The organism is Serratia sp. SM04, from assembly GCF_040280225.1.
In the GTDB taxonomy this organism is placed as follows: Bacteria; Pseudomonadota; Gammaproteobacteria; order Enterobacterales; family Enterobacteriaceae; genus Serratia; species Serratia sarumanii.
On record NZ_JBEOQT010000001.1, the window covers coordinates 375,441 to 395,212 of the forward strand.

General features: G+C 58.8%; 19 protein-coding genes. 11 read left to right on the forward strand and 8 right to left on the reverse strand.

Going from position 1 to position 19,772, the window contains the following annotated elements; translation table 11 throughout:
* Positions 1–32: 32 nt before the first annotated feature.
* From speD to ABTW55_RS01675, 3 genes are all read right to left on the reverse strand, one after another.
* Positions 33–827, reverse strand: a complete 795-nt coding sequence (gene speD / locus ABTW55_RS01665) for an adenosylmethionine decarboxylase (RefSeq protein ID WP_004937510.1) — start codon at positions 825–827, stop codon at positions 33–35.
* A gap of 27 nt (positions 828–854) precedes the next feature.
* Complete coding sequence (gene speE / locus ABTW55_RS01670) at positions 855–1,718, reverse strand: polyamine aminopropyltransferase (protein WP_041036651.1); 864 nt, start codon at positions 1,716–1,718, stop codon at positions 855–857.
* Between the two features lie 124 nt (positions 1,719–1,842).
* Positions 1,843–2,190: a YacC family pilotin-like protein gene (locus ABTW55_RS01675; protein WP_004937515.1), complete on the reverse strand. Its 348-nt coding sequence runs from the start codon at positions 2,188–2,190 to the stop codon at positions 1,843–1,845.
* A gap of 217 nt (positions 2,191–2,407) precedes the next feature.
* On the opposite strand from ABTW55_RS01675, the gene cueO reads away from it, so the two are divergent.
* Together cueO and hpt are read left to right on the forward strand one after the other, a co-directional pair.
* Entirely contained in the window at positions 2,408–4,075 is a 1,668-nt protein-coding gene (gene cueO / locus ABTW55_RS01680; RefSeq protein WP_060423009.1) for a multicopper oxidase CueO, read from the forward strand.
* Between the two features lie 98 nt (positions 4,076–4,173).
* A complete protein-coding gene (gene hpt / locus ABTW55_RS01685; protein WP_048234659.1) occupies positions 4,174–4,710 on the forward strand; it encodes a hypoxanthine phosphoribosyltransferase in 537 nt (178 codons plus the stop codon).
* Between the two features lie 37 nt (positions 4,711–4,747).
* Here the strand turns inward: hpt and can are convergent, their stop codons facing one another.
* Entirely contained in the window at positions 4,748–5,404 is a 657-nt protein-coding gene (gene can, locus ABTW55_RS01690) for a carbonate dehydratase (protein WP_033635923.1), read from the reverse strand.
* A 211-nt stretch (positions 5,405–5,615) separates the two neighbouring features.
* On the opposite strand from can, the gene ABTW55_RS01695 reads away from it, so the two are divergent.
* The 3 genes from ABTW55_RS01695 to ABTW55_RS01705 all read left to right on the forward strand — a co-directional run bounded on the left by ABTW55_RS01695 (position 5,616) and on the right by ABTW55_RS01705 (position 8,764).
* Complete coding sequence (locus ABTW55_RS01695; protein ID WP_033635922.1) at positions 5,616–6,539, forward strand: ABC transporter ATP-binding protein; 924 nt, start codon at positions 5,616–5,618, stop codon at positions 6,537–6,539.
* Positions 6,536–7,306, forward strand: coding sequence for an ABC transporter permease (locus tag ABTW55_RS01700; RefSeq protein ID WP_033635921.1), 771 nt, complete (start codon positions 6,536–6,538; stop codon positions 7,304–7,306). The genes ABTW55_RS01695 and ABTW55_RS01700 overlap by 4 nt, the downstream gene beginning before the upstream one ends.
* Before the next feature lie 177 nt (positions 7,307–7,483).
* Entirely contained in the window at positions 7,484–8,764 is a 1,281-nt protein-coding gene (locus tag ABTW55_RS01705) for a polysaccharide deacetylase family protein (RefSeq protein WP_033635920.1), read from the forward strand.
* 34 nt (positions 8,765–8,798) lie between these two features.
* Here ABTW55_RS01705 and panD read toward each other — a convergent pair whose 3' ends face one another.
* The 3 genes from panD to panB form a co-directional block, all read right to left on the reverse strand.
* On the reverse strand, positions 8,799–9,179 hold the full coding sequence (gene panD / locus ABTW55_RS01710) for an aspartate 1-decarboxylase (protein ID WP_004937544.1): 381 nt from the start codon (positions 9,177–9,179) through the stop codon (positions 8,799–8,801).
* A 145-nt stretch (positions 9,180–9,324) separates the two neighbouring features.
* Positions 9,325–10,179: a pantoate--beta-alanine ligase gene (panC, locus tag ABTW55_RS01715; RefSeq protein ID WP_060423014.1), complete on the reverse strand. Its 855-nt coding sequence runs from the start codon at positions 10,177–10,179 to the stop codon at positions 9,325–9,327.
* Between the two features lie 23 nt (positions 10,180–10,202).
* Positions 10,203–10,997 (reverse strand): 3-methyl-2-oxobutanoate hydroxymethyltransferase, encoded by a 795-nt coding sequence (panB, locus tag ABTW55_RS01720; protein ID WP_004937548.1) that lies wholly within the window; start codon positions 10,995–10,997, stop codon positions 10,203–10,205.
* A 166-nt stretch (positions 10,998–11,163) separates the two neighbouring features.
* Here panB and qseB point away from each other — a divergent pair, with 166 nt between their 5' ends.
* Both qseB and qseC read left to right on the forward strand, forming a co-directional pair.
* Positions 11,164–11,826, forward strand: a complete 663-nt coding sequence (qseB, locus tag ABTW55_RS01725) for a quorum sensing response regulator transcription factor QseB (RefSeq protein ID WP_004937550.1) — start codon at positions 11,164–11,166, stop codon at positions 11,824–11,826.
* Positions 11,823–13,181, forward strand: a complete 1,359-nt coding sequence (gene qseC, locus ABTW55_RS01730; RefSeq protein WP_060423016.1) for a quorum sensing histidine kinase QseC — start codon at positions 11,823–11,825, stop codon at positions 13,179–13,181. Before qseB ends, qseC begins: the two co-directional genes overlap by 4 nt.
* Before the next feature lie 11 nt (positions 13,182–13,192).
* Here qseC and ABTW55_RS01735 read toward each other — a convergent pair whose 3' ends face one another.
* On the reverse strand, positions 13,193–14,407 hold the full coding sequence (locus tag ABTW55_RS01735) for an anaerobic sulfatase maturase (protein WP_060423019.1): 1,215 nt from the start codon (positions 14,405–14,407) through the stop codon (positions 13,193–13,195).
* Positions 14,408–14,573: 166 nt separating this feature from the next.
* Here ABTW55_RS01735 and ABTW55_RS01740 point away from each other — a divergent pair, with 166 nt between their 5' ends.
* The 4 genes from ABTW55_RS01740 to ABTW55_RS01755 all read left to right on the forward strand — a co-directional run bounded on the left by ABTW55_RS01740 (position 14,574) and on the right by ABTW55_RS01755 (position 19,744).
* On the forward strand, positions 14,574–16,109 hold the full coding sequence (locus ABTW55_RS01740; protein WP_060423022.1) for a PTS transporter subunit EIIC: 1,536 nt from the start codon (positions 14,574–14,576) through the stop codon (positions 16,107–16,109).
* Between the two features lie 28 nt (positions 16,110–16,137).
* Positions 16,138–17,901: a sulfatase gene (locus tag ABTW55_RS01745; RefSeq protein WP_060423026.1), complete on the forward strand. Its 1,764-nt coding sequence runs from the start codon at positions 16,138–16,140 to the stop codon at positions 17,899–17,901.
* A 9-nt stretch (positions 17,902–17,910) separates the two neighbouring features.
* Positions 17,911–18,795, forward strand: a complete 885-nt coding sequence (locus ABTW55_RS01750) for a hypothetical protein (protein ID WP_060423029.1) — start codon at positions 17,911–17,913, stop codon at positions 18,793–18,795.
* Between the two features lie 70 nt (positions 18,796–18,865).
* Entirely contained in the window at positions 18,866–19,744 is an 879-nt protein-coding gene (locus ABTW55_RS01755) for a MurR/RpiR family transcriptional regulator (protein ID WP_033654682.1), read from the forward strand.
* Positions 19,745–19,772: the final 28 nt, after the last annotated feature.

Genomic DNA, 19,772 nt, shown 5'->3' on the forward strand with positions numbered 1-19,772 from the left:
GCATCAGGGCGCGGCGTGCCGCGCCCTTTCCATCACAGATGCGGAATATTGCGGCCGTAATAGATTTCCTGCATCTCTTTCCATAACAGATCGGTGATCTGCTTGCGTTCGGCGGCGCTCAGCGCCTCCGGTTCCGCGTTGAACAGGTAGTGCTTCAGATCGAAATCTTTCAGCAACATCTTGGTATGGAAGATATTTTCCTGGTAAACGTTCACGTCCATCATGTGATACAGCGCCTTGATGTCCTCCGACATAAAGTTCTGGATCGAATTGATCTCATGATCGATGTAATGTTTCACGCCGTTCACGTCGCGGGTAAAACCGCGCACGCGATAGTCCATGGTGACGATGTCGGATTCCAGCTGGTGAATTAAGTAGTTCAGCGCCTTGAGGGGCGAAATGACGCCGCAGGTCGAAACCTCGATATCGGCGCGGAAGGTGCATAGCCCGCCTTCCGGATGGCTTTCCGGGTAGGTGTGTACGCAGATATGGCTCTTGTCCAGGTGCGCAACGACCGTGTTCGGCAGCGGGCCAGGATGCTCCGACGTATCGACGTCTTTCGGATCGATCGGCTCTTCGCTGACCAGGATGGTGACGCTGGCGCCCTGCGGCTCGTAGTCCTGACGCGCGATGTTCAGAATATTGGCGCCGATGATCGAGCAGGTTTCGCTCAGGATCTCGGTCAGCCGGTTGGCGTTATATTGTTCGTCAATGTAGGCGATATAGCCGTCGCGGTCGTCCGCGGTCTTGGCGTAACAAATATCGTAAATACAAAAACTCAGGCTCTTGGTCAGGTTGTTGAAGCCGTGCAGTTTTAGCTTATGCAATTTGGGCCACCTCCTTTATCTTCTCGCTTAACGTGTTACGTTCAGGGCATTGAGCAAATATTGCGGCAGGGCAAAACTGCCGACGTGAATTGCCGGGTTGTAATAACGACAGTGTAGGCCGCTTTGGTTAAAGCGCTGTTGCAGAGTAGGCAGATCGCGCTGGCGCAGCGCCGGGTTCTGGCTCGCCCAGGCAAAGGTCATGATGCCGCCGTAATAGGTCGGGATCGCCGCCTGATAGAAGCTGACGTCGGTAAAGTAGCGGCTCAGTTTGGCGTGGCTGTTGACCGCCTCGTCCTGTTGCAGGAAGCAGACGCCGTTCTGCGCGACGAAAATGCCGCCCTCATTCAGGCAGCGGGCGCAGCCTTCATAAAACGCCGAAGTGAACAGGCTTTCGCCGGGGCCGATCGGATCGGTGCAGTCGGAGATGATCACATCGAAGGTTTCGTCGGTTTGGTTCACGAAGTTGACGCCGTCGTCGATCACCAGCTTGAAGCGCGGATCGTCATAGGCGCCGGCGCTGTGGTTGGGCAGGTACTGGCGGCAGAACTCGACGACACCGGCGTCGATCTCGACCATGGTGATCTGCTCCACGCCAGGGTGCCGGCTGACTTCGCGCAGCATGCCGCCGTCGCCGCCGCCGATGATCAGCACTTTCTTCGCCGCGCCGTGCGCCAGCAGCGGCACGTGGGTCAGCATTTCGTGATAGATGAACTCGTCACGCTCGGTGGTTTGCACCACGCCGTCGAGCGCCATCACGCGCCCCAGCACCGGGTTCTCGAAGATCACCAGATCCTGGTGATCGGTCTTCTCGCGGTACAGCACCTTCTCTACCGAGAAATACTGGCCGAAGCCCGTATGCAGCGTTTCGTACCAAATTTCTTTCTGGGTCATGTGCGGGAAACTCCGTAATAACAGCCATGAAAAATCGGCGCAACATCATAGCTAACTCTGCCTGGCGATGCACGGTTGAATTTCAGACAGAGAGAGCGTTAGGCGGGCGGGAAAGGGGAAGGAATTAGTTTGCGTAGGCCAGCAGGCTCAAAGAATCGCGCGCCAGCGATTTGCACTTCTTGGGCGTTGGAATGGCGATGCCGCTAAGATCGCGATAGCTGTCTTCGCCCAGCGCCTTCATATTGAAGCTGTTGTAGTTGCTCAAATCCCAGCGGTTTTGTTGCGCGAAATAGACGATGGCGCGTTTGATTTGCGCGTTTGGCAAATCGTTGTAGCCGCAATCATTTTTCAAATAAATAAATACCGCCGTCAGATCGGCCAGATCTTCCGCCTCGGATTCATTCAGCGCCAGACTGGCGTTGGAGAAGCCCAGCATCGCCAGCAACAGCATCGATAACGTTGTTTTTTTCATCATGAAATAGGCCTGTTTGTCGTTTGCTGACGTTACCACACTTGCCTGTAAAGGCACCAAATTTTATTGCTGCCGGGCCGGCGTTGCGTTTGCCAGCCATATTCTCTTGATTGTGAGGCATAGCTTAAAATACCGCCAGGAAAGGCTTGACCTTCCGCCAGGGGGAAGGTTTAGGCTGGCGGCATTGAGTTATGTCACTGAGAAAAGGGAGTCAGCGATGTTACGCCGTGATTTTATTAAATTAACCGCCGCACTGGGCGCTGCGAGCACATTGCCGTTATGGAGCCGGGCCGCCTGGGCGGCCGATCGGCCGGCCCTGCCGGTGCCGCCGTTGTTGACGCCGGACGCGCAGGGAAAAATTGCGCTGGCGCTGCAGGCGGGGGAAACCCGCTGGTTGCCCGGCGCCGCCACCAAAACCTGGGGATTCAACGGCGCGCTGCTCGGGCCGGCGGTGAAGCTGCAGCGTGGCCAGCCGGTGACGGTCGATATCAAAAACGGCCTGGCGGAGGCCAGCACCGTCCACTGGCACGGCCTGGAAATTCCCGGCGACGTCGATGGCGGCCCGCAGGCATTGATTCATCCCGGCGCGATGCGCACGGTGAATTTCACTGTCGATCAACCGGCGGCCACCTGCTGGTTCCACCCGCATACCCACGGTAAAACCGGCAGCCAGGTGATGATGGGGCTGGCGGGGCTGGTGCTGCTGGAAGATGAGGAGAGCGCCAAACTGCCGCTGCCGAAAACCTGGGGGCAGGATGATATTCCGGTGATCCTGCAAGATAAGCGGTTGGGCAAAGACGCGCAAATCGAATACCGCCTGGACGTGATGAGCGCGGCGGTGGGCTGGTTTGGCGATCGCATGTTCACCAACGGCGCGCAGTATCCGCAACATTTGGCGCCGCGCGGCTGGCTGCGTCTGCGCTTCCTCAACGGCTGCAACGCCCGCTCGCTGAATCTGGCGGCCAGTGACAACCGTCCGCTGTATGTCATCGCCAGCGACGGCGGTTTCCTGGCGGAGCCGGTGAAACTGACCGAGCTGCCGATGCTGATGGGCGAACGTTTTGAAGTGCTGGTGGATGCCTCCGACGGGAAAGCGTTCGACATCGTGACGCTGCCGGTGAAGCAGATGGGTATGACGCTGGCGCCGTTCGATCAACCGCTGCCGGTGTTGCGCATTCAGCCGTCGCTGGCGCAGGGCATCAAAACCATGCCGGACAGCCTGGTGAAGCTGCCGACATTACCCGCTATCACCGGTATCCAGGAGCGTTGGCTGCAGCTGATGATGGATCCGCAGCTGGATATGCTCGGCATGCAGGCGCTGATGGATCGTTATGGTCACCAGGCGATGGCCGGCATGAGCATGAATCATGGCGCGATGGGCGGTGGAGACATGAAAGGTATGGACCACGGCAACATGAAAGGCATGGAAAAGGGCGGCATGCAGGGCATGGACCATGGCAACATGAAGGGCATGGATCATGGCAAGATGGCCGGGATGGATCACGGCGGCGCGCAGGGTAAAGCCAAACCGTTCGACTTCAGCCACGGCAACATGATCAACGGCAAGGCCTTCGACATGACCAAGCCGATGTTCGCCGCCAAACGGGGCCAGTATGAGAAGTGGACCATTTCCGGCGAGGGCGACATGATGTTGCACCCGTTCCATATTCACGGTACCCAGTTCCGTATCCTGTCGGAAAATGGCAAACCGCCGGCGGCGCATCGCAGCGGCTGGAAGGACACGGTGCGCGTCGAAGGGTGGCGCAGCGAAGTGCTGGTGCGCTTCGACCATCCGGCCAGCAGCGAACATGCGTACATGGCCCACTGCCACCTGCTGGAGCACGAAGATACCGGCATGATGATGGGCTTCACCGTCGGCGAATGATCGCGGCCCGTCGCTCAGGTGGCGGCGCGCTCGCGTCGCCACCGGCGAAAGGCTATGCTAAACTCTGCGCCTTTCTTCCGGCAACTGACCTGAATACTATGAAACACACTGTAGACGTAATGATTTCCGAGCAGGAAGTTAAGACCCGTATCGCCGAACTTGGCCGCCAGATCACCGAACATTACCGCGACAGCGGCAGCGACATGGTGCTGGTCGGGCTGCTGCGCGGCTCCTTCATGTTCATGGCCGATCTCTGCCGCGCCATCGACGTGCCGCACGAAGTCGACTTTATGACCGCCTCCAGCTACGGCAGCGGCATGTCCACCACCCGCGACGTGAAGATCCTCAAGGATCTGGACGAAGACATTCGCGGCAAAGACGTGCTGATCGTGGAAGACATCATCGATTCCGGCAACACGCTGAACAAAGTGCGCGAGATTTTGGCGCTGCGCGGGCCGAAATCGCTGGCGATTTGCACCTTGCTGGACAAGCCTGAGCGCCGTGAAGTGCAGGTGCCGGTCGAATATGTCGGCTTCTCGATCCCGGATGAGTTCGTGGTGGGGTATGGTATCGACTACGCTCAGCGCTACCGTCACCTGCCGTACGTCGGCAAAGTGGTGCTGCTGGACGAGTAATTGATGTGGGGCGCGGCCAGCCGCGCCCGCGGCGGGGTTATATGCCTTTATCCTGCTTCAGTTTGGCTATCGCTTTGCGGTAGCCCATCTCCAGGCTCTCGCGGCTGGTCGCCAGCACTTCCATATCGCGCAGGCGGCCGTCCTGAATGCCGTACACCCAACCGTGGATCATCACCTTCTGGCCGCGCTTCCACGCGGACTGCATGATGGTGGAGTGGCCCAGGTTGTATACCTGCTCAATGACGTTGATCTCGCACAGCATGTCGAAACGCTGCTCCGGCGGCAGCTCGCCCAGCAGCGAGCTGTGCTTGTACCACAGATCGCGAATGTGCAGCAGCCAGTTGTCGATCAACCCCAGCTCCGGGTTTTCCACCGCCGCCTGCACGCCACCGCAGCCCAGATGGCCGCAAATGATGATGTGTTCGACTTCCAGCACATCTACCGCATACTGCACCACCGACAGGCAGTTAAGATCGGTGTGGATAACGAGGTTCGCCACGTTGCGATGGACGAACAGTTCACCCGGCTCGAGGCCGGTCAGGCGTTCTGCGGGAACGCGGCTGTCAGAGCAACCAATCCATAAGAAGCGGGGCTTTTGCGCCTGGGCTAAACGTTCAAAAAATTCCGGGTCTTCCTGGCTGATGTTGGCCGACCAGGCCTGGTTGTTGGCGATAAGCTCTTCGATTTCTTTCATGGAGGTGATTGACCCGTAACGGACAGATTGCGTTGGGGTAATATAGGGTAAGCGTCACACTTTGGAAATCGGAACAGTGGTGCAGCCTCATTTTCCGCACGGATTCGACTCAGTGAAAACGTCGCCGATGCTAGGATTATCGTTAGTGTTTCAAGCCTCGCAAACAGGGGGCGCGGCGGCATACTCATCGTCATAAGGTACTATTTTACATATGAATTATGCACTGGAATTAGCGCAGCTGACCAAGACTTACGCCGGTGGCGTCAAGGCGCTGCGCGGTATCGACCTGAGCGTCGAAGCGGGGGATTTTTATGCCCTGCTGGGGCCAAACGGCGCCGGAAAATCCACCACCATCGGCATCATCAGCTCGCTGGTGAACAAAACGGCCGGCAGCGTGCGGGTGTTCGGTTACGACATCGATAAAGACATCGTCAACGCCAAGCGCCAGCTCGGCCTGGTGCCGCAGGAGTTCAACTTCAACCCGTTCGAGACCGTGTTGCAGATCGTGGTGAACCAGGCGGGTTACTACGGCGTCACGCGGCGTGAAGCGATGGCGCGCGCCGAAAAATACCTCAATCAGCTGGATCTGTGGGGCAAGCGCAACGAGCGCGCCCGCATGCTGTCCGGCGGCATGAAGCGCCGCCTGATGATCGCCCGCGCGTTGATGCATCAGCCGAAGCTGCTGATCCTCGATGAGCCGACCGCCGGGGTGGATATCGAGCTGCGTCGCTCGATGTGGGGCTTCCTGAAAGAGCTGAACGCCCAGGGCACCACCATCATCCTCACCACCCACTATCTGGAAGAGGCGGAGATGCTGTGCCGCAACATCGGCATCATCCAGAACGGGGAGCTGGTGGAAAACACCTCGATGAAGGGGCTGCTGGCCAAGCTGAAGTCGGAAACCTTCATCCTCGATTTGGCGGCGAAGAGCCCGTTGCCGAAGCTGGACGGTTACCACAGCCGCCTGACGGATACCTCGACGCTGGAAGTGGAAGTGATGCGCGAGCAGGGGCTGAACGGCCTGTTCACCCAACTGAGCGCGCAGGGCGTGCAGGTGCTGAGCATGCGCAACAAGGCGAACCGCCTGGAAGAACTGTTTGTCACCCTGGTTAACGGCAATGGAGAAAAAGCATGACGCGTTTGTATTGGGTGGCCTTGCAGAGCATCTGGGCCAAAGAGGTGAACCGGTTCGCGCGCATCTGGATCCAGACCCTGGTGCCGCCGGTGATCACCATGACGCTGTACTTCATCATCTTCGGCAATCTGATCGGCTCGCGCATCGGCGATATGCACGGCTTCAGCTACATGCAGTTCATCGTGCCCGGCCTTATCATGATGGCGGTGATCACCAACTCCTATGCCAACGTCGCCTCGTCGTTCTTCAGCGCCAAATTCCAGCGCAACATTGAGGAACTGCTGGTGGCGCCGGTGCCGACCCACGTGGTGATCGCCGGCTATGTCGGCGGCGGCGTGGCGCGAGGCATCTGTGTCGGCGTGCTGGTGACCATCATCTCGCTGTTCTTTGTGCCGCTGCAGGTGCACGCCTGGTGGGTGATTGCGCTGACGCTGCTGCTGACGGCGATCCTGTTCTCGCTGGCGGGGCTGATCAATGCGGTGTTCGCCACCACCTTCGACGATATCAGCCTGATCCCGACCTTCGTGCTGACGCCGCTGACCTACCTGGGCGGGGTGTTCTACTCGCTGTCGCTGCTGCCGCCATTCTGGCAGGCGGTGTCCAAGCTGAACCCCATCGTCTATATGATCAGCGGTTTCCGCTACGGTTTCCTCGGCATCAACGACGTGCCGCTGGCGTTCACCATGGCGGTGCTGCTGGCGTTTATCGCGGTGTTTTACCTGCTTTCCTGGTACCTGATCGAGCGCGGCCGCGGCCTGCGCAGCTGATGGTATCGCGCCCCCGCTTTTCCGGCGGGGGCGCTTTTCTTGATTTGGCGCAGGCGGCGCGTAAATCAATAGAATTGCTCAAATAACCGCTAGTTCCCCGTTGTTCAAATCGTGCTATGCTGGCGCTCCACATTTCCTTCACTTTAGTCATTACGCACTCGTAAGTAGAACATCATCATGCGGCCTCAATACACGTTAGCGGCTGGTTTCCTCGGCATTCTGATGTCGTTGGTTTCCCCTGTGAGCCTGGCGAATCTGCTGTCGGAAGACGGCGCGGTTAAATCTGAATACATGGAAGCGCAGCGCGATAGCGAAGTCTATGCGTTGGTGGGCGAGCATGTGATCCCGGTAGGAGAAGTGAAGCGCGGGCAGCTGATCCAGGTGTTCCCGGCGGATGCGGAATACTACGAATTCAAATTCGGGCACGGCACCGGCTTTATCGATAAAGATGACGTGCGCGAACTGAAGAAGTCGCGCAAGGTACAAGACGATCTGGGCGAGCTGAATAAACCGCTGACCAACCAGAATCTGATTACCCAAAAAACGATCGACGTTTATACCGCGGCGGACAAGGACAGCGAGGTCTTGGGCACGCTGGAAGGCAACCTGCGCTATCCGATCATCGGCAAGCTGAAGGATCGCCTGAACAACACCTGGTACGAGGTCAACATCGGCGAGCGGCTGGGGTTTGTCAATGAGCTGGACTGCGAGATCGATAGCGGCATACCGGTGCTGACCTATCATCACCTGCTGAAAAACGAAGAGAACAAGCGCTTCCGCCACACCTCGACCACCACCTCAGACGTGGCGTTCAGCAACCAGATGACCTACCTGAAGCAGGCGGGCTACGACACCATTTCGCTGTATCAGCTGGAAGCCTACCTGAAGAACCAGATCAACCTGCCGGGCAAGGCGATCGTGTTGACCTTCGACGACGGGCTGAAATCGGTTTATCGCTACGCTTACCCGGTGCTGAAGGATTACGGTTTCCGCGCCACGGCGTTCATCATCTCTTCGCGCATCAAACGCCACCCGCAGAAATGGAACCCGGACTCGCTGCAGTTTATGAGCGTCTCGGAGCTGAAGCAGATTCAGGACGTGTTCGACGTGCAGTCGCACACTCACTTCCTGCACCGCACCGACGGCAATCGCCAGCCGATTTTGCTGAGCCGTTCGCTGCACAATATCGAGTTCGATTTTGAGCGCTCGCGCCGCGCGCTGTCGCAGTTCAACCCGCACGTGCTGTATCTGTCCTACCCGTTCGGCGGCTATAACCAGCGGGCGATCCAGGCGGCGCAGGACGCCGGTTTCCATCTGGCGGTGACCACGGTGCAGGGCAAGGTGAAGCCGGGGGATAACCCCTATACGCTGAAGCGGCTGTATATTCTGCGCACCGACTCGATCCAGACCATGGCGGATCGGATAGCCAACAAGCCGGGCACGGTGGTGGTGCAGTAAGGAAGAACGGGCGCGCAAGGCGCCCGTTTTAGTGTCAGGCGACCTGAACCGGCACGGCTTTCGCCTTGCGCTGCAGGTTGTTGTCACCTTCGAAATAGGCGACTTTCGGGTGGTGTTGGCGGGCGTCGGCGTCGGTCATTTGCACATAGGAGCAGATGATCAGTTTGTCGCCCACGCAGGCGCAGCGCGCGGCGGCGCCGTTAACCGAAATGATGCGCGAACCGCGCTCGGCGGCGATGGCGTAGGTGGAGAAGCGCTGGCCGTTATCCACGTTGTAAATATCGATCGCTTCATATTCCAGAATGCCGGCGGCCTCCAGGAAATCCTGGTCGATGGCGCAGGACCCTTCATAGTGCAAGTCAGCCTGAGTGACTTTGACGCGATGCAGCTTGCCTTGCAGCATAGTACGTATCATAGCTTTACCTAACTGAATATCGGCCTTCACAGGCGCTGGGGTTGAACATCTCTCCTGCATCCCTGCAATCTCTATCGTCACCGATTGCTCCGCCATTGTCTACCAATGGTCAGCGGCCAAGGGTGACGACAGTATAAAAAACGGCTTACAGCGTCAGGTCGACCTGCTGGTTGTCGATAAGACGCGCCTTGCCCAGCCAGGCGGCCATCAGCACCACCGCCCGTTGGCTGTCCACCGTCAGCGGCTGCAGGCTGTCGGCGTCGCGAATAAACAGCTCATCCGGCGTAAAGCCGGCGGCGCGCAGCTGCTCGGCGGTCTGCTCCAGCAGCGTTTCGATATGGCGCTCGCCATTGGCCAACTGTTGCGCCAGCCCATTCATGATCTTGCTCAGCTGCGGCGCGACCTTGCGCTCTTCGGCGGTCAGGTAGCCGTTGCGCGAGCTGAGGGCCAGGCCGTCTTTGGCGCGCACGGTCGGCACACCGACGATGTCGATGTCGTAACCCATGTCCGCCACCATTTTGCGGATCAGCGCCAGCTGTTGGTAATCTTTCTCGCCGAAGCAGGCCAAGTCAGGCTGCACCAGGTTGAACAGCTTGCTGACGATGGTGGAAACGCCGCGGAAGTGGCCCGGCCGGCTTGCGCCTTCCAGGATGGTGGCGATGCCCGGCACGTCGACGTAGGTCTGCTGCTCCAGCCCCTGCGGATAGACCGCGGCCGGGGCCGGCGCGAACACCAGATCGACGCCGCGGCGGGTCAGCTTCTCGCTGTCTTCCTGCAGCGTGCGCGGGTAGCGCGCCAGATCGTCCGGCCGATCGAACTGCATCGGGTTGACGAAGATGCTCACCACCACCACGTCGGCGCGGGCGCGCGCTTCATCGACCAGCGTCATATGGCCGTCGTGCAGGTTGCCCATGGTCGGCACCAGCGCGATGCGTTTGCCTTCCTGGCGCCAGCGGCGGATCTGCTGACGCAGCATCGGCAGGGTTTCGATAATAATCATTGGGTGACTCCTGGAACCATCGCTTAGTTAAAAGAGTGTTCAGCCGCCGGGTAGAGGCCTTGTTCCACTTCCTGAATGTAGTGCTGCACCGCCGTGCGGATATCGCCGCTCTGCGCCAGGAAGTTCTTGGCGAACTTCGGCGTGTGGCCGCCGGTAATGCCGAAGGCGTCGTGCATCACCAGGATCTGGCCGTCGGTGCCGTTGCCGGCGCCGATGCCGATGACCGGAATGGACAGCGCTTCGGTGATCTGGCGCGCCAGCTCGGTCGGCACACATTCCAGCACCAGCAGCTGAATGCCGGCCAGCTCCAGATTCTGCGCGTCCTGCAGCAGCTGTTTGGCGGCCAGTTCGTCGCGCCCTTGCACCTTATAGCCGCCGAACACGTTGACCGACTGCGGCGTCAGGCCCAGGTGGCCGCACACCGGCACCGCGCGCTCGGCAAGCATTTTCACCGTGTCGCACAGCCAACTGCCGCCTTCCAGTTTCACCATGTTGGCGCCGGCGCGCATCAGCTCGGCGGCGTTGGCGAAGGTCTGTTCCGGGGTGGCGTAACTCATGAACGGCAGATCGGCCAGCAGTAGGCAGGCCGGCGCGCCGCGGCGCACGGCGCGCGTGTGGTAGGCTACGTCGGCGACGGTGACCGGCAGCGTGGAGTCGTGGCCCTGCAGCGTCATGCCCAGCGAATCGCCCACCAACAGGACTTTGATGCCTTGCTCTTCAAACAGTTTGGCAAAGCTGGCATCGTAGGCGGTAAGGGTAGCAAACTTGCGTTGCTCCTGTTTCCACTGGCGCAAGTGGGTCACGGTGGTGGGTTTCATCACAACGTCTCCTGAAACGGGCCGTGCGGCTTGCGCAGGCCCAGGCTGCAAAAAAGTGCAGCCATTCTACTGTAACCCGATCGGGGTGGGTAGCGCGGATCGCCATGCTTAAGCGGTTCTTAAGAACCTTGTGGTGCAATGGCGCAATGACTGAAAAGGGATACTCATGCGAATTCTGCTGATCGAAGATGACAAACTGATCGGGGACGGCATCAAGGCCGGGCTGACCAAACTCGGCTTCAATCTGGACTGGTTCACCGACGGCGCCGTCGGCAAAAATGCGCTGGACAGTGCGCCGTACGACGCGGTGATCCTCGATCTCAGCCTGCCGGGCCTCGACGGCCTGGATCTGCTGCGCCAGTGGCGCCAGGCCGGGCAGGACGTGCCGGTGCTGATCCTCACCGCCCGCGATGCGCTGGAGCAGCGGGTCAGCGGGCTGCAAAGCGGCGCCGACGATTATCTGTGCAAGCCGTTCGCGCTGGCCGAAGTGGCCGCGCGCCTGCAGGCGCTGATCCGCCGTCGCCACGGCCAACTGATGCCGCAGCTGACGCACGGCAACGTGGTGTTTGACAGCGCCACCCGCAGCGTGAGCTGCAACGGCGAGCCGGTGACGCTGACGCCGCGCGAGTTGGCGGTGCTGGAGCTGTTTCTGCACAATAAGGGGCGGGTGCTGGCGCGGCCTTTGATTCAGGAGAAGCTGTACAACTGGGACGACGAGGTGAGCAGCAACGCGGTGGAGGTGCATATTCACCACCTGCGGCGCAAGCTGGGCAACGGCTTCATCCGCACCATTCACGGCGTGGGTTACACGCTGGGGGATGCGCCGTGAAGCGTCTCAGCCTGCGGCTGCGTCTGATCCTGATCTTCAGCCTGTTGGCGCTGATGACCTGGTGCACCGCCAGCGTGGTGGCCTGGGTGATGTCGCGCAACACCATCAATGAAGTGTTCGACACCCAGCAGATGCTGTTCGCCAAACGGCTGGCGACCGCCAACCTCGGCGATCTGCTGGCCGATGAAAGCGCGCGCAGCCTGCCGAAAACCAAGAAGCTGGTGCATCATGGCAAGCGTGGCGATCAGGACGACGACGCGCTGGCGTTCGCCATCTTCGATCGCCAAGGCAAGATGCTGCTCAACGACGGCGAGAATGGCGCCGATTTCCTGTTTGACGGGGAGCGTGAAGGTTTTACCGACGGCGAGCGCAAAGGCGATGACGACAGCTGGCGCCTGCTGTGGCTGACCAGCCCGGATGGGCGCTATCGCATCGTGGTCGGCCAGGAGTGGGATTACCGGCGCGATATGGCGCTGGGCATGGTGACCGGCCAGCTGGTGCCCTGGCTGGCGACGCTGCCGGTGCTGATGCTGCTGATCGCGCTGATGGTCGGGCGCGAGCTGCGGCCGCTGCGCGCGGTGGCGGCCGGTTTGCGCCGGCGCGCGCCCGATGACGCGACGCCGTTGGACGCGCGCCAGGTGCCGACCGAGGTGCGTCCGCTGGTGGATGCGCTCAATGCGCTGTTCGCTCGCATCAACGCGTTGCTGGTGCGGGAGCGGCGTTTCACCTCCGATGCCGCGCACGAGTTGCGCAGCCCGCTGGCGGCGCTGCGGGTGCAGACCGAAGTGGTGCAGCTGGCGGGGGACGATGCGCCGATGCGCGAGCACGCGCTGGACAATCTGACGCTCGGCATCGATCGCGCCACCCGGCTGGTGGATCAGCTGCTGACGCTGTCGCGGCTGGATTCGCTGTCGGATCTGGCCGAACTGGCGCCGATCGACTGGAACGAACTGGTGACGATGACCTTGGCGGAGCAGGATCGGCAGGCCCATGCGGCGGGCGTGACGCTGCGCTATGAACATCAGGGAACGCCGCCGCCGCGTCAGGGGGAAACCTTGCTGCTGTCGCTGCTATTGCGCAACTTGCTGGACAACGCGGTGCGCTATACCCCGCAGGGCGGCGTCGTCACCGTGACGCTGAGCGAACGCTCGCTGACGGTGGAGGACGACGGTCCGGGGGTCACCACGGAGCATCTGGCGCGGCTTGGAGAACGCTTCTATCGCCCGCCGGGGCAGGAGCAAACCGGCAGCGGGCTGGGCCTCTCGATCGTGCAGCGTATCGCCGGATTGCATGGTTTACAGATCGGCTTTGCCAATCGCCCGCCGGGCGGGTTCGTTGCGCGGCTGACGCTGTAAGAGAGGCTGCGTTAACGTTGTGCAGCGATGCTGGCCGCAACGTGCATCACGTTCGCCGGGGGCTGCCGCCGGGCGATTTGCTGCGCCATAAAGCGCATATAAGGATCCAGGTGGCTGAAAATGGCTTTGTAACCCGCACACAGATGATTGTGCCAATGATTGTCGACCCTGCTGATACGGTGCTTCGGGCAGCCGCCATGACAGGCGAAACGCCAGGGGCACTGCTCGCAAGCGGGCGGCAGAGCGGCTTTCATCATGCCGAATTTACGTTGCTGTTTGCCATTCACCAATTTATCCAAACGGTCGGTTTTGAGATTCCCTAAACGATGTTCCGGATAGACGTAATGATCGCAGCTGTAGATATCCCCGTTTTGCTCCACCACCAGACCGAAACCGCAGGTAGGCTGCATGATGCACAGGCTTGGTTTCTCCCCCAGCCATGCGGCCAGCGCGTTGTCGAACAGCTGCACGTAAACCCGTCCCACATCGTGCCGTACCCAGTAATCAAAAATCGTGTTGATAAAATGGCCGTATTCTTCACCGGAGACTGACCATTCGGTGACCTCGTTGCCGGACAGCGTTTGTGGATAGAGCAACTCACCGTACTTTCGGCTGACAGAGCGTTGCTCGACGACCGGTATGAACTGGACGAACTCCGCCGCCAATTCTTGCGTGATAAAGCGGTAGACCTCCAGCGGCGCCTTGGCCGTTTGGGGGGTGACCACGCACAAAATATTGACCTCGACCTGGTAGCGCCGCAGCCATTGCAGCGCATTGATGACTTTGTCGAACGCCGACTTGCCGCTCTGCGTCTTACGATGGCGATCGTGCAGGTGAGCGGGGCCGTCGACCGATAAGCCAACCAGGAAACGGTGTTCGGCAAGAAATTGTGCCCAGGCCTCGTCAATGAGCACGCCATTCGTCTGGATGCTGTTGCGGATCACTTTTTCACCCGCGTAGTGGCGTTGCCAGAACAACGCGCGTTCGAAAAACGCCAGGCCCGACAAGGTGGGTTCTCCACCTTGCCAGGTGAACTCGATTTCCTGCGCGGGATTGGCTTCTATGTACTGCTGTACGTAGAGCCGCAGCACTTCGTCGTCCATATGTCGCTGAGCCTGTTGTGGTTTCAGCGTGCCTTGATCTTTTTCCAGATAAAAACAGTAATCACAGGCCAGATTGCATTGATAACTGGTGGGTTTCGCCATCAGGTGAAAAGGTCGCTTCATCACGCCTCCCGGCTTCGGTCGTACAGAGAACGCATGTCGTGAGCGTGACGCCGCTCACTGTTCGCTCATCATCGATTGACTTTACGTCAGAATGATAGAAATAATAGTTTCATAAAAATAAAATTCAATGAAATTTTAAATTCAAGCCAACACCAGGACCTTACCGATGAAAAAAATGTTCGCTGGAGCACAGAATCTGGGGAAGTCGTTCATGTTGCCTATCGCCGTATTACCCGCAGCAGGGCTGTTGCTGGGGATTGGCGGCGTATTTACCAACCCGATTACGATTGAAACTTACCCGTTTCTACAGAATACATTGCTGCAAGCCGTTTTCACGCTGATGAAACTGTGCGGCAGCGCAGTATTCGACAACTTGCCGCTGTTGTTCGCCGTTGGCGTGGCGATCGGGCTGGGGCGCAGTGATAAGGGCACGGTGGGATTGGCGGCCGTGCTGTGCTTCCTGGTGATGAACAAGGCAATCAACGCCATGTTGATACTGACGGGGACGCTGGCGACGGAAAACCTGAACGGCCACGGTCAGGCCAGCGTGCTGGGGATTGTGACGCTGCAAACCGGCGTGCTGGGCGGCATTTTAAGCGGGCTATTGACCGCCTGGCTGCATAATCGCTTCGGAAAAACGGTGTTGCCCAACCTGCTGGCGTTCTTCAGCGGCTCGCGCTTCGTGCCGATAGTCGCCTCTTTTTTCGGCATCTTTTTGGGCGTACTGCTGTTCTTTATTTGGCCGCCGATCCAGCAGGGTATCACCCACTTGGGCTGGCTGGTGGAGAAAACCGGCTACGTCGGCACGTTGTTCTACGGCATGATTTTAAAGTGCCTGATCCCTTTTGGTTTGCATCACCTGTTTTACCTGCCGTTCTGGCTGACCAGCGTCGGCGGTGAGGTGATGGTCAATGGGCAGATGGTGCAGGGCACTCAGAAAATCTTCTTCGCGCAGTTGGCCGATCCCAGCGTGACCCAATACTACATCGGCGTATCACGCTTCATGGCAGGCCGGTTTGCCGACTTCATGTTCGGCTTGCCCGGCGCGGCGTTGGCGATTTATCACAGCGCCAAACCGGAGAACCGCAAAAAGGTGGCGGGGTTGATGCTGTCGGCCGCGCTGACGGCGTTCGTCACCGGCATCACCGAACCGCTGGAGTTTGCCTTTATGTTCTGTGCGCCGTTGCTGTATGGGGTGCACATCGTGTTGACCGGCGTGGCTTTTATGCTGGCGCACATGCTGGAAATCACCGTCGGGCAGACATTTTCCGGCGGCCTGATCGATTTCCTGTTGTTCGGCGTGTTGCAAGGCAACGCGAAAACCAACTGGCTGCTGATGCTGCCGTTGGGGGCATTGATGTTCTGCCTCTATTACTTCAGCTTCCGTTTGCTGATCGGTTGGCGTCAATTGAAAACGCCGGGACGCGAGGATGAAGCGATGGAGGATGCCGTAGTGATTGATGATACGCCACGCGCGGCCGGCATCGTCGCGGCCTTGGGGGGGCGGGAGAATATTATCGATGTTGACTGTTGCGCCACCCGCTTACGCGTCACGGTCAAAGAACCGGAGCGCGTCAAAACAGAGGATTTTAAACGGCACGGCAGCCGAGGCGCCTTTGTGCGCGGGCAGGGCGTACAGGTGGTCTATGGGCCGCACGTGACGTTGATTAAAAACGAAGTCGAAGAATTTATTGGGCTCTAACGGGCCAGGGCAATACCAGGGAAATGCTATGAAAGCCGTAATGTTGATGTTCGATACCATGACCCGCAACCATCTGGCGCCTTATGGCGGAGCGGCGATTACGCCTAATTTCACGCGCCTGGCTCGCGAATCGGTGCAGTTCGATAATTTTTATGTGGGCAGCATGCCCTGCATGCCTGCGCGGCGCGAACTGCACACCGGGCGGTACAACTTCCTGCACCGTAGCTGGGGGCCGCTGGAGCCTTTCGATTTCTCGATGCCGCAGGCGCTGGGCCAAAACGGCGTTCACAGCCATATGGCGACCGATCACAAGCACTACTGGCGTGACGGGGGGGCCACTTACCATACCCGCTATTCAACCTTTGAGTTTATTCGCGGCCAGGAAGGCGACAAATGGAAAGGGCAGGTGAGCAAGCCGGAGGTGGTCTATCGGGGCATGGAGGATGAGAACACCCGTAAGCGGCGTATCGGGCGTATGGCGCAGGATATGATCAACCGTGCCTGGATGCCGACTCAGGAAGAACACTTTACCCACCGCACTATCCAGGCGGGTCTGGACTTTATTGATGCCAATAAGGATCAAGATAATTGGTTCCTGCAAATCGAGTGCTTCGATCCGCACGAGCCGTTTTTCGTGCCGGAGAAGTATTTGGCAATGTATGGTTGCGCCCCCGACGAGTTCGACGGCTGGACGCCCTATTACTGCGCAATGCAAAGTGAAGAACACGCTGAGAAAGTGCGGCGGTTCTACCAGGCGCTGGTCACCATGTGCGACGACTACCTTGGCCGGGTGATGGATCACCTCAAGCTGCAGGGGCTGTGGGATGACACGTTGTTTATCGTCTGCACCGATCACGGCTTCTTGTTGGGCGAACATCAGTGGTGGGGCAAAAACATCATGCCGGTGTATAACGAAATCGCCAACACGCCGTTCTTCATTCGCGATCCGCGCGTCGGGAAATATGGCGAACGGCGCCAGGCGCTGGCGCAAACCATCGATATTCCCGCCACCCTGCTGGACTATTTCGGGATCAAGCAGCCGGAAAGCATGTTGGGCAGATCGCTGCGCCCGGCGATAGAGAATGATACCCCCGTGCGTGATTATGCGTTGTTCGGCTACTACGGCGGGCATATCAATATCACCGACGGAGACTATGTGTATATGCGCAGCCCACGTCAATGCGACAGAAACGGGCTGTATGAATACACATTGATGCCGACGCGCATCGATAGCCCGTTCAGCCTCAATGAACTGAAAACGATAGAAATTCATCCCGGTTTCGATTTCACCCAAGGGGCACAACTGATGAAGATCCCGGCGGGATTCGAATATCTGAATGCCTACCGCTATGGCGACAAGTTGTTCAATGTGGCTGACGATCCGCAACAGCAACGAGATCTCGGCGACGATCTTGGCCGTGCATTGCACTATGCTGCGGCGATGAAAAAAATCTTGCAGGATAACGATGCCCCGCCTGAGCTTTACGCCCGTTTTAAGCTGGATGCTTTGACGTCGGTACAAGAGCAAAGCGACCGTCAGGCGCGTTTGAGCTTTGACGCGTTGGCGGGCAGTGGCTTTGGCTGTCAGGATCGCGGCGTCTATGAGGCCTTGCTGTTGCTGATCGCCGCAGCAGAGAAACAAGGCTTGGCCTTGCATGGGTTGCTGGGATCTTTCAACACTCCACGCGTTCTGGGCAGCGACGATATTTTCTGGCTGATTGCCCGGCATTTCGACGAGGCGAAACAGCAGGAGCTGGTCTATCAAACGCGCCTGTTGCTGCGCATCGACTGAGGCCACGTGATGGAAACGTCCTGGACGCTGGAAAACGCCGGATTGCAGCTGCGCATCGCGTCGCTGGGCGCCGAGATGGTCAGCCTGTACAGCAAAGCGACGGCGCGAGAATGGCTATGGCGTCCCCGCAAGGCGGTTTGGCAAAGTGTGTCGCCCATCCTGTTCCCCGTCGTGGGGCGCCTGATTCGGGGCGGATTATGGGAAGAGGAGCGATTCTACCCGTTGCCTGCGCACGGTTTCCTGCGTCATCTGCCGTTTAGGCGGGTGCAACAGTCGTCGGATGCGTTGAGCCTGCGCGGGTGTTCGAACGCAACCACGCTCGCTCAGTGGCCCTTCGACTTCGGATTTGAAGCCCAATGGCGCTTGAAGACAAATAGCGTGCAGATTAGCTATTGTATTGAAAACACCGGAGATCGTCGTTTCGGCTTTTCTCTGGGATCGCATCCGGGGTTTGCTTTGCCGATTGTTCATCACCCCGGCTGGCGCGTGGTATTTTCCGCCCCCGGCGTCAGTGGCCCGTTTCCCACGCGCGATCGCACGCTTGAAGTGCGGGATGGCGGCGGCAGGGTGACGGCTTTCGCTCTGGCGTCCGACACCTTTGAGCACGGGGCGGTTTACTTCGGCGATTGTCGTCATCAGACGTTAAGCGTGCTTTCCCCGGAAAATGAAACCGTTTTGCAAATGAACACGGGCGATCATCCCTGGCTGGCGCTGTGGTCGGTCCCAGGAAATGACCTGCTCTGCATCGAACCGTTGGATGGGACGACGGATGCGCCGGATTTTAATGGCCAACTGGCGGAGAAACGGGGGAGCCGTTGGCTGGAGGCTGGGGCAAGCTACCGCCAAGGTTATGAAATTGTACTAAATCCAGACGCAAGGCGTCGAGACGGGTAAAATGGCTGGCAACTTTTGTCTTACGACATCGTTCCTCGCGCCGATGGCGCGAAAAGGCCAGGAGCACCCGATGGGCGTCAATAAAGAAAACGTACGCGTATATATTTCAAACATCATCCGCAATCTGGGGGATAACGATCGGCGAATCGCCGCTTTTATCCTGGATAACGCCGGGGTGTTCGTGCAGTTGCCGGTAAAAAAACTGTCTCAGGAACTGCAAATCAGCGAAGCGACCATCGTCCGGTTTTGCAAAAAGATCGGGTATAGCGGCCTGCTGGAACTGAAAGGGGGACTCAAGAAGGAACTGTTGCAGGAAAACGATCTGACGCTGCCGGCCAGCCCGGATATTTTCCTGAATGACAGCCGGTTAGACGTGGCGAAAAAGATCGGCCTCTCCATTGAACAGACGGTACGAGACACCGTCGACTTGCTCGATGTGCAAAAAAGCAAGGCGATCGTCGAGCGGTTTATTCGCGCCCGCCGGGTGATGTTTGTCGGCTTTGGCGCATCCGGCTTGGCGGCGATGGAGGCTCGTGACAAGATGAACCGCATTGGCATTGATTCCGAGGCATTCACCGATCGTTTTACCATGACGTTGAAGCTGGCGAATCTCAAAGGCGACGATCTGGTGGTGGCATTTTCCCATTCCGGCGAAACGCCGGAGGTGGTGAACGCTTTCCGTCTGGCGCGGCAGGCGCAGGCTTACTGTCTGGCTATTACGCATCGCACGCACTCGCCGTTGACCGAACTTTGTGATGCTTTTCTGCTGACCTGCGGTGAAAGTGAGCGTTATCAGGGGGATTCGATCGGTACCCGAGTCTCCCAGTTATTTATGATTGAGTATCTCTGTACCGAAATTACCCGGCAGAGTTATCAAGGACGTGGCTCTCCCGGCATGTCGATTAAAGAGTTGTTAATAAAAGAGCGCATTAAGCGAGAAGAACGCTGACCGCGCCGTTTGCTTATCAAGGGAAATC

Coding starts and splice junctions, on each gene's coding strand:
- speE (WP_041036651.1), bottom strand. CDS start 1,718: ATGACCCAGAAAGAAATTTGGTACGAAACGCTGCATACGGGCTTCGGC.
- ABTW55_RS01675 (WP_004937515.1), bottom strand. CDS start 2,190: ATGAAAAAAACAACGTTATCGATGCTGTTGCTGGCGATGCTGGGCTTC.
- cueO (WP_060423009.1), top strand. CDS start 2,408: ATGTTACGCCGTGATTTTATTAAATTAACCGCCGCACTGGGCGCTGCG.
- hpt (WP_048234659.1), top strand. CDS start 4,174: ATGAAACACACTGTAGACGTAATGATTTCCGAGCAGGAAGTTAAGACC.
- can (WP_033635923.1), bottom strand. CDS start 5,404: ATGAAAGAAATCGAAGAGCTTATCGCCAACAACCAGGCCTGGTCGGCC.
- ABTW55_RS01695 (WP_033635922.1), top strand. CDS start 5,616: ATGAATTATGCACTGGAATTAGCGCAGCTGACCAAGACTTACGCCGGT.
- ABTW55_RS01700 (WP_033635921.1), top strand. CDS start 6,536: ATGACGCGTTTGTATTGGGTGGCCTTGCAGAGCATCTGGGCCAAAGAG.
- ABTW55_RS01705 (WP_033635920.1), top strand. CDS start 7,484: ATGCGGCCTCAATACACGTTAGCGGCTGGTTTCCTCGGCATTCTGATG.
- panD (WP_004937544.1), bottom strand. CDS start 9,179: ATGATACGTACTATGCTGCAAGGCAAGCTGCATCGCGTCAAAGTCACT.
- panC (WP_060423014.1), bottom strand. CDS start 10,179: ATGATTATTATCGAAACCCTGCCGATGCTGCGTCAGCAGATCCGCCGC.
- panB (WP_004937548.1), bottom strand. CDS start 10,997: ATGAAACCCACCACCGTGACCCACTTGCGCCAGTGGAAACAGGAGCAA.
- qseB (WP_004937550.1), top strand. CDS start 11,164: ATGCGAATTCTGCTGATCGAAGATGACAAACTGATCGGGGACGGCATC.
- ABTW55_RS01735 (WP_060423019.1), bottom strand. CDS start 14,407: ATGAAGCGACCTTTTCACCTGATGGCGAAACCCACCAGTTATCAATGC.
- ABTW55_RS01740 (WP_060423022.1), top strand. CDS start 14,574: ATGAAAAAAATGTTCGCTGGAGCACAGAATCTGGGGAAGTCGTTCATG.
- ABTW55_RS01745 (WP_060423026.1), top strand. CDS start 16,138: ATGAAAGCCGTAATGTTGATGTTCGATACCATGACCCGCAACCATCTG.
- ABTW55_RS01750 (WP_060423029.1), top strand. CDS start 17,911: ATGGAAACGTCCTGGACGCTGGAAAACGCCGGATTGCAGCTGCGCATC.
- ABTW55_RS01755 (WP_033654682.1), top strand. CDS start 18,866: ATGGGCGTCAATAAAGAAAACGTACGCGTATATATTTCAAACATCATC.